4 protein-coding genes are annotated in these 6717 nt (G+C 71.4%); 3 read left to right on the top strand and 1 reads right to left on the bottom strand.

Going from position 1 to position 6717, the window contains the following annotated elements; all coding sequences use genetic code 11:
* Positions 1-39: 39 nt before the first annotated feature.
* Positions 40-1380, bottom strand: a complete 1341-nt coding sequence (locus ABD236_RS21920; protein ID WP_425543925.1) for a class II 3-deoxy-7-phosphoheptulonate synthase — start codon at positions 1378-1380, stop codon at positions 40-42.
* 150 nt (positions 1381-1530) lie between these two features.
* Here ABD236_RS21920 and ABD236_RS21915 point away from each other — a divergent pair, with 150 nt between their 5' ends.
* The 3 genes from ABD236_RS21915 to ABD236_RS21910 all read left to right on the top strand — a co-directional run bounded on the left by ABD236_RS21915 (position 1531) and on the right by ABD236_RS21910 (position 6545).
* Positions 1531-4326 carry an N-acetylmuramoyl-L-alanine amidase gene (locus tag ABD236_RS21915; protein ID WP_344075771.1) on the top strand — a complete coding sequence of 932 codons (2796 nt, stop codon included), beginning with the start codon at positions 1531-1533 and terminating at the stop codon, positions 4324-4326.
* Positions 4327-4428: 102 nt separating this feature from the next.
* Positions 4429-4485, top strand: a complete 57-nt coding sequence (locus ABD236_RS35040; protein WP_101392327.1) for a trp operon leader peptide — start codon at positions 4429-4431, stop codon at positions 4483-4485.
* A 98-nt stretch (positions 4486-4583) separates the two neighbouring features.
* Entirely contained in the window at positions 4584-6545 is a 1962-nt protein-coding gene (locus ABD236_RS21910; protein WP_344075769.1) for an anthranilate synthase family protein, read from the top strand.
* The last annotated feature ends 172 nt before the right edge of the window (positions 6546-6717 follow it).

Genomic DNA, 6717 nt, shown 5'->3' with positions numbered 1-6717 from the left:
CGCCCCACAGCTCGTACGAAGCTACCTACTGATCACCGCTCACTGGTCGCGGTACATCTCCGCGACCAGGAAGGCCAGGTCCAGCGACTGGCTGCGGTTCAGGCGCGGGTCGCAGGCCGTCTCGTAGCGCTGGTGCAGGTCGTCGACGAAGATCTCGTCGCCGCCGCCCACGCACTCGGTGACGTCGTCACCGGTGAGCTCGACGTGGATGCCGCCCGGGTGGGTGCCCAGGCCCTTGTGGACCTCGAAGAAGCCCTTGACCTCGTCGAGCACGTCGTCGAAGCGGCGGGTCTTGTGGCCGGAGGCCGCCTCGAAGGTGTTGCCGTGCATCGGGTCGGTGACCCAGGCGACGACCGCGCCGGACGCGGTGACCTTCTCGACCAGCTCGGGCAGCTTGTCGCGGACCTTGTCGGCGCCCATCCGGACGATGAAGGTCAGCCGGCCGGGCTCGCGGTCCGGGTCGAGCCGGTCCACGTAGGTGAGCGCCTCGTCGACGGAGGTCGTGGGGCCGAGCTTGATCCCGATCGGGTTGCTGATCCGGGAGGCGAACTCGATGTGCGCGTGGTCGAGCTGGCGGGTGCGCTCGCCGACCCAGACCATGTGGCCGGAGGTGTCGTAGAGCTTGCCGGTGCGCGAGTCGGTGCGGGTCAGCGCCGACTCGTAGTCGAGCAGCAGCGCCTCGTGCGAGGCGTAGAACTCGACGGCCTTGAACTCGGCCGGGTCGGTGCCGCACGCCTTCATGAAGTTCAGCGCGTTGTCGATCTCGCGGGCCAGCTGCTCGTAGCGCTGGCCGGACGGGGACTGCTTGACGAAGTCCTGGTTCCAGGCGTGCACCTGGCGCAGATCGGCGTAGCCGCCGGTGGTGAAGGCGCGGACCAGGTTGAGCGTGGAGGCGGACGCGTTGTACATCCGCTTCAGGCGCTCGGGGTCCGGGACGCGGGCGGCCTCGGTGAAGTCGAAGCCGTTGACGGAGTCGCCGCGGTAGGTGGGCAGGGTCACGCCGTCGCGGGTCTCGGTGCCCTTGGAGCGCGGCTTCGAGTACTGCCCGGCGATCCGGCCGACCTTCACGACGGGCACGGACGCCGCGTACGTGAGCACGGCGCTCATCTGGAGCAGGGTCTTGAGCTTGGCCCGGATGTGGTCGGCCGACACCGCGTCGAACGCCTCGGCGCAGTCACCGCCCTGGAGCAGGAACGCCTCGCCCTTGGCGACGGCCCCCATCCGGGCGCGCAGCTGGTCGCACTCGCCCGCGAAGACGAGCGGCGGATACGACTCGAGGTCCGCGATCACATCGCGCAGAGCCTCGGCATCGGGGTACTCGGGCTGCTGCGCCGCGGGAAGGTCACGCCAGGTGTTTACGTTCACGGTCACCCCCACCACCTTACGGGGTCGGCCAAGCCGTCCATACGCGCGCCCATCTGTTGAGACACGCGCGACGGCGGCCCGGTGACCGGACCCGCCCACCCGCCTGTTAGCCTCGGCCCGTTTCGGACTGCTTCAGAAATCAACAGAGCGATGCAGGGGTGGGCGTTGAGGCGGAGACACCGCAGAGACCGCAAGAAGAAGCTGATCGCTTACGGAGTGAGCACGGCGGTCGTCGCAGGCGCGGCGATCACCGGTCTGGCGGTGGCCGCGCCCGGCCCCGCCACCGCGCACACCAAGCCGACCGGCCCGGGCAGCGCGCTCCAGGCCCGGTTCGCCGACGCGGCGCGTGAGTTCCACGTCCCGCAGAGCGTGCTCATGGCGGTCTCTTACCGGCAGACGCTGTGGGAGACCCACGACGGGCAGCCGTCGACCACCGGTGCGTACAACGTCATGGGCCTGACCCGGGTGACGGCGGACGACGTCGAGCAGCCGACGGACGCGGAGCGGCTGTCGCACCTCAACATGAGCGGCGACCCGGCCGTCATGAAGCACTTCGACGCCAAGCGCGCCCTGAAGAACGCGCCCAAGGCCGTCGACACGAGCGACCCCCGGCTGCACACGCTGGACGAGGCCGCCGAGCTGATCGACAAGCCGGTGGACGCGGTCCGCGAGGACGAGAACCAGTCCGTCCGCGCGGGTGCGGCGCTGCTCGCGAAGTACCAGAAGGACGCGACGGGCTCGCTGCCCGAGGACGCGGGCAAGTGGTACGCGGCCGTCGCCCGCTACAGCCAGGCCCCCGACACCAAGGGCGCCTCGCTCTTCGCCAAGCGGGTGTACGAGTCGATCCGCACCGGCGAGGCCCGCGTCACCGCGGACGGCCAGCAGCTCGCCCTCCCGGCGGACCCGTCCGTGAAGCCGGTCCGGCCGGAGACGCTGTCACTGGCGGCGTTCAACGCGACGACGGCGCAGACGCCGGAGTGTCCGGCGGGGCTGAACTGTGACTTCGTACCCGCCAGCACGGCCAACTACAACGTTGCCAGCCGCCCGGACACGTTCGGCATCCGCCAGATCATCGTGCACGACACCGAGGGCAGCTACGAAGGTTCGGTCCAGACCTTCCAGGACCCCGCGAAGTCGGTCAGCACGCACTACTTGATCAAGGCTGATGGCAGCCTGGTCACCCAGATGGTGGCGACCAAGGACGAGGCCTACCACGCGGGTAACAAGTCGTTCAACATGCACGGAATCGGCGTCGAGCACGTCGGCTACGCCATCAAGGAAGGCAGCTGGTACTCCGAGCAGCAGTACGAGAGCTCCGCGCAGCTGGTCAAGTACCTGGCGAACAGGTTCAACATCCCGCTGGACCGCGAGCACATCGTCGGCCACGACGACGTTCCCGGCCCGGTGGACAAGCTGGTCTCCGGGCAGCACTGGGACCCGGGTCCGTACTGGGACTGGAACCACTACATGTCCCTGCTCGGCGCGCCCACAGGTGACCAGGGAGCGGGCGGCCCGCTGAAGGCCGGCCAGGTGGTCCGGATCGTGCCGCCGTTCACCACGGCGAACCAGCCGACGGTCGAGTACGGCGACCCCAATAACCCTCAGAAGAGCACGCGGCCCGCGAACTTCGGCTTCCTCTACCAGACTCCGTCGGCCTCCGGCCAGTCCGTGGGCGACCCGTACGTGAGCGCGCAGCCCGCGGCACGCGGCGACAACTGGACCAACAAGGTCGTCGCAGGCACCAGTTACGTCGTCGCCGAGGCGCAGACCAACTGGACCGCCATCTGGTACGGCGGCCAGAAGGCCTGGTTCTACAACCCAGGCGGCACGTACACCGCACCCGTCGGCAAGACCGGGCAGCAGGTCCTGAAGGCGAAGTCCGGCTCGACATCCATCCCGGTGTACGGGCGCGCGTACCCCGAGGACAGCGCCTACGCCGGGACCGGTGTGCCGGTCCAGGACAGCACGGTGTACGGCAAGAACTCGGACCCGCTGTTCAAGTACGGGCTCCCCACCGGGCAGGTGTACGTCCCCGCCGGTGCGCCGGCCGCGGGCGACTACTACTACGGCGGCACCACCGAGGGCACCCTGGTCAAGGGCACCACGACCTTCTACCCGATCCGCTACAACCACCGTCTGGCCTTCGTGAAGGCCTCCGACGTGGACGTCGCCACCAGCACCGCCCCCGACCCCGGCACCACCCGCTACAACCTGCTCGGCCGGGACTCCTCCGGCGTGCTGTGGCAGTACCAGGGCACCGGCAGCGCCTCGGCGCCGTTCTACGGGCGGTACAAGGTCGGCGGCGGCTGGCAGGGGTACAACACCGTCTCCGCGATGACCGCGCTGCGCGCGGACGGCACCGGTGACATGGTGGCCCGGGACGGCACCGGCACGCTCTGGTACTACCAGGGCAGCGGCAACCCGAACGTGCCGTTCAAGGGCCGTCTCAAGGTCGGCGGCGGCTGGCAGACGTACAACTTCCTGACCGGCGCGCGCGACCTGAACGGCGACGGCAAGGCCGATCTGATCGCCCGCGACGGCTCCGGCGTGCTCTGGTACTACCAGGGCACCGGCACCCCGGCGGCGCCGTTCGCCGCGCGGGTGCGGATAGGCGGCGGCTGGCAGGGCTACAACGCCATGGTCTCCACCGGTGACCTCAACGGCGACGGCCGGGCCGACCTGGTGGCCAGGGACGGCTCGGGTGTCCTCTGGTACTACAAGGGCACCGGCACGCCGACCGCCCCGTACGCCCCGCGCGTGCAGGTCGGCGGCGGCTGGCAGGGCTACAACGCCCTGCTCGGCCCGAGCGACCTGAACGGCGACGGCAAGGGCGACCTGGTGGCCCGCGACTCCTCGGGCGTGCTCTGGTACTACAAGGGCACCGGCAGCGCGACCGGCGCGCCGTTCGCCGCGCGCGTCCAGGTGGGCGGCGGCTGGCAGATGTTCAACCTGCTGGTCTGAGCAGAATCGATTCGGCACAGAGTCGATTCGGCAGGGGCCCGTCCATCCAAGGGGTGGACGGGCCCTTGGCGTCTCCCGCGCGCGATCCGCTAGGGTGCGGGCATGTTCGCGCACTCGAACCAGAACTGGTGGTGGACCGCTCATCCGGCGGCCCACTGATCGCGCGTACTCCAGACCACGCGAAAGGCCGCCCGAGGGGCGGCCTTCTCTGTTTCCCGGGGCCGTTCCTCCTCCGTATCCACCGGAAGGAACCCGCCATGCCCCACCCCGCGCACACGCCCACGCCCACGCCCACGCCCACGCACGCACACCTCAGCAGACTCCTCGACGACGACTGCCCGCCCTTCGCGCTGATCCGCCGCCGTACCCCCGGCCGCGCCCATGACGTGGTCGAGCTGCTGGTCGGCGGCGTACGGGAGGTGGAGCGGCTGGCCGACATCCCCTGCGGGGAGCGGCCCTCGCTGGCCCTGGTGCCGTTCCGGCAGATCCGTGAGCGCGGCTTCGACGTCCGCGACGACGGCACCCCGCTGGCCGTCCTGGAGGCCGAGGAGGCCTACGAACTGCCGCTGGCGGAGGTCCTCGAGGCGCTGCCCCGGCACGAGGTGGCGGTCGAGGGCGGGGGCTTCGACGTCGGGGACGAGGAGTACGCCGGGATCGTGCGGCGGGTGATCGAGGACGAGATCGGGCAGGGCGAGGGCGCGAACTTCGTGATCCGGCGCACCTACACGGGCGAGATCCCGGGCTTCGGCCGGGCGGACGCGCTGGCGCTGTTCCGGCGGCTGCTGGCGGGCGAGCGCGGGGCGTACTGGACGTTCGTCGTGCACACCGGAAACGGCACAGGGCCGGGAGGGCCTTCCCCGGCAGGGCGGGGGCGGGCGACGGGTGGGCGCACGCTGGTCGGGGCGAGCCCGGAGGTGCATGTGCGGATGTCGGGCGGGACCGTCGTCATGAACCCGATCAGCGGGACCTACCGCTATCCGGCGGGCGGCCCCACGGCCGACGGTCTGCTCTCCTTCCTCTCCGACGAGAAGGAGATCGACGAGCTCTCCATGGTCGTCGACGAGGAGCTGAAGATGATGTGCACGGTGGGCGACCGGGGCGGCGTGGTGGTCGGGCCCCGGCTCAAGGAGATGGCCCATCTGGCGCACACCGAGTACGAGTTGCGGGGGCGCAGCTCGCTGGACGCGCGCGAGGTGCTGCGCGAGACGATGTTCGCGGCGACGGTGACGGGGTCGCCGGTGCAGAACGCGTGCCGGGTGATCGAGCGGTACGAGGTGGGCGGGCGCGGCTACTACGCGGGCGCCCTCGCCCTGCTCGGCCGGGACGCGCACGGCGTCCAGACGCTCGACTCGCCCATCCTGATCCGTACGGCCGACATCGCGCCGGACGGGCGGGTGCGGGTGCCGGTCGGGGCGACGCTGGTGCGGCACTCGGACCCGGCGGCCGAGGTGGCGGAGACGCACGCCAAGGCGGCGGGGGTGCTGGCGGCGCTGGGCGGCCGGCCGGCCGCCGCACCCGCCGGCCCCGCCCTGGGCGAGGACCCCCGGGTGCGGGCGGCACTGGACGCGCGGCGGGCGGATCTGGCGCCGTTCTGGCTGCGGATGCAGGAGGCGGTCCCGCCGACCGGGGGCGAGGCGCTGGTGGTGGACGCCGAGGACACCTTCACGGCGATGCTGGCGCATCTGCTGCGGTCGTCGGGGCTCGCGGTGTCGGTGCTGCGGTACGACGCGGTGGGGCTGCGGGAGCGGGTGCTGGGGCATCGGGGCCCGGTGATCCTGGGGCCCGGCCCCGGGGACCCCTCGGACGCGTCCTGCGCGAAGATGCGGCTGCTGCGCCCGCTGGCGGCGGAGCTCCTGCGCTCCCATCGGCACGGGCTGCTGGGGGTGTGCCTGGGGCACGAGCTGATCGCGGCGGAGCTGGGGCTGCCGCTGGTCCGCAAGCGGGTGCCGCACCAGGGGGCGCAGCTGCGGATCGATCTGTTCGGCCGTGAGGAGCGGGTGGGGTTCTACAACAGTTTTACGGCGCGGTGCGGGGACGAGGAGGCGGCGGCGCTGGGGGCGCGGGGGGTCGAGGTCAGTCGGGAGGTGGCTACGGGAGAGGTGCACGCGGTGCGGGGGGCCGGGTTCGCGGGGGTGCAGTTCCATCCGGAGTCGGTGTTGACGCGGCGGGGGCCGGAGGTGGTGGGACGGCTGCTGGCCGGGCTGACGTCCCGGGTGTGAGGACCCCCACCCCACCCCTTCCCTGAACCCTCCGGGGGTGGGTGCTTCGTCTGCGGGTCGTGGCCGCTTCTCGCGCAGTTCCCCGCGCCCCTAGGTATTTGGGGGCGCGGGGAACTGCGCGCTCAGCCACCCACGGTCCGCAGACGACAAAGGGGGGTTGCAGGGCGAAGCC

The organism is Streptomyces crystallinus, assembly GCF_039521265.1.
GTDB lineage: Bacteria > Actinomycetota > Actinomycetes > Streptomycetales > Streptomycetaceae > Streptomyces > Streptomyces crystallinus.
Note: the sequence above shows the minus strand (reverse complement) of the source record. Positions and strands in the feature narration are given on the sequence as shown.

What these genes read in the sequence shown, in the direction of transcription:
- ABD236_RS21910 (WP_344075769.1), top strand. Translation starts at nt 4,584, where the DNA reads ATGCCCCACCCCGCGCACACGCCCACGCCCACGCCCACGCCCACGCAC.